The following is a 2,333-nucleotide window of genomic DNA, read 5'->3' as shown; positions in this document are numbered from 1 at the left end:
TGCTGTAAAGCGCTTCTTTTGGTTACTTTTCTTTGCACAAGCAAAGAACAAGTGACTCGCTCCGAAGGAGCGAAAGCTGTTGCTGTTGCTTCAAACCCAAGAAGCTAAAAAGCAACGTCCATGGATCCCCGCTTTCGCGGGGATGACGGTAGAGAGATGGTGCCGGCAGTGAGACGACGCGGAAGTCACTGGGTCCCCGCCTTCACGGGGACGACGATTTTTGGGTTTCCCGCGAAGTGAGCCCTACCGCATCACTTCATCCATCACCGCCCCGAAAAATGAAACCCCCAATAGCGAATGCAATCACAGGCCCAGCTCCACGAGCCGCCTCCTCCTCGCACCATCAAAACCAACCAACCAACACCTAAGACTCCGCCATCGCCTCAACCAGAAACTCCGCCACCGCCCGCACCGCCGGCGCCCGCCGCAAATCCCGATGCACCACCAACCACAACTCCCGCTCCACCACCTCGCACCCACCCGGCAACCGCACCATCCCCGGATCCTCCAGATGCCCCGGCAGATCCGCCAACAGCGCAATACCCACCCCGGCACGCACCGCACCGCGCTGCACATCGGCACTGTTGCTGCGCACGACCAGCGGCCGCCCGGCGGCGAATTCGAACAACTGCCGCTGCTGCGGACTGTCGTCCAGGCTCTCGTCGTAACCGATGAACACGTACTGCGCCGGGGCGGTACGCGCCAGATACTCGGGTGCGGCGTAGTACGAAAACTGCAGACGCCGCAGCCGCCGCACCACCAGCTCGGGATCGTCCGGACGGCTCAGCCGCAGCGCCAGATCGGTCTCGCTGCGCAGCGAGGCCATGCGCGTCTCGGCGATCAGCACCAGATGGATCGCGGGATGGCGCCGGCGCAGTTCACCCAGGTGCGGCGCCACCAGCGTGCTCGCGGTGGCCGGCGGCGCACTCAGCGAAACCTGTCCGCCAACCTGTTGCTGGCCGGCCGTGGCGGCGCGCAGCACCGCCTGGGCCTCATCTCCCATTCGCCGCCCCAGCTCGGCAATACGCTCACCGTCCGGCGTGAGCACGTAGGCACGTGCACGCCGATCGACCAGCTTCAGCCCCAACTCCGCCTCCAGCGCGGCAATCCGCCGCGCCACGGTGGCGTGTTCGACCTGCAACCGGCGCGCCGCGGCCGCCAGCGAGCCGGCCTGCGCGAACGCGGTGAAGTGCCGGAGGTTCTCCCAGTCCAACATGGGAATTTATTCACATCCAGGGATGAGCATCTGGGAATAGTAAGCGCATGAGCGGCGGCGCAGCATGCGCTCCTTCTTCATCCGAAACCCCGCCGCCATGCGCTCCAACGCCCTTACCTACGCCAGCCTGGTCCTGACCGCCTTCTTCTGGGGCAGCGCCTTCAACGTCGGCGCCCACGTCATTCACTGGATGCCGCCGATCAGTGCCGGCGCCGAGCGTTTCGCGCTGGCCAGCATCGTCCTGCTCGGCACCCTGGGCGCTGTCGGTCGATTGAGCCTGCACCGGCTGCGCGAACACCTGCCGGCGCTGGCCGCGGTCGGCCTGCTGGGTGTGGTCGGCTTCAATCTGGCGATGTTCTTCGGCCTGCGCTCAACTACCCCGTTCAACGCGGCGCTGATCATGGCGACGACACCGCTGTGGACGCTGCTGCTGTCGGCGCTGGTCGAAGGCGAACGCATCGACCGCTGGCGCGGCGCCGGCCTGCTGAGCGGACTGGCCGGCGTGGCACTGGTAGTCAGTGGAGGCGATCCATCGCGGCTGGCGCAACTGCACCTGACCCCCGGCGATGTCATCGTGCTCGGCGGCTCGCTGTCCTGGGCGCTGGCGACGGTGGTCTCGCGCCGCTACCTGGGCGCCCTGAACCCGCAGGAGACCACCGCCTGGTCGATCGCGCTCGGCACCGTCGTGCTGCTCCTGTTGGCCGTCCTGCACGAACAGCCGCTGGCTGCCGCAGCCGATGCTCCCGCCAGCGCGCACTGGGGCATCGTCTATCTGGCGCTGTGCAGCTCGGTGCTGGGCTACCTGTTCTGGTTCGCCGCCGCGCGCCGCCTGGGTACCGCGCGCACGGCCAGCTTCTTCAACCTGGTGCCGGTGTTCACCTTGCTGGTGAGCATGGCCGGCGGGCAATCGCCACAACCGGCGCAGTTGCTGGGTGTGGTCGCGGTGATCGGAGGCGTCGTGCTGGCCTCGCGTACCCGGCCGGCAGCAGCACCTGCGGATCGGCACGAGGTGAAGTCGGCCTGCCCGGAATCCGGTTGACTCGCCGCTCGCGGTTTCTTACGTAGGAGCGGCTCTGGGTGGCCTCGGGCCATCAGCCGCGATGGGGCGTTACCGGTA

General features: G+C 66.9%; 2 protein-coding genes. One reads left to right on the top strand and one right to left on the bottom strand.

What is annotated here, in order from left to right; genetic code table 11:
- Positions 1 to 364: 364 nt before the first annotated feature.
- Complete coding sequence (locus AC3WJE_RS20995) at positions 365 to 1,216, bottom strand: LysR family transcriptional regulator (RefSeq protein WP_493732783.1); 852 nt, start codon at positions 1,214 to 1,216, stop codon at positions 365 to 367.
- A 97-nt stretch (positions 1,217 to 1,313) separates the two neighbouring features.
- On the opposite strand from AC3WJE_RS20995, the gene AC3WJE_RS20990 reads away from it, so the two are divergent.
- On the top strand, positions 1,314 to 2,255 hold the full coding sequence (locus tag AC3WJE_RS20990) for a DMT family transporter (protein ID WP_493732782.1): 942 nt from the start codon (positions 1,314 to 1,316) through the stop codon (positions 2,253 to 2,255).
- The last annotated feature ends 78 nt before the right edge of the window (positions 2,256 to 2,333 follow it).

The organism is Pseudomonas sp. GW821-FHT07E12 (assembly GCF_058986605.1).
This window is presented reverse-complemented; position numbering and strand designations above follow the sequence as displayed.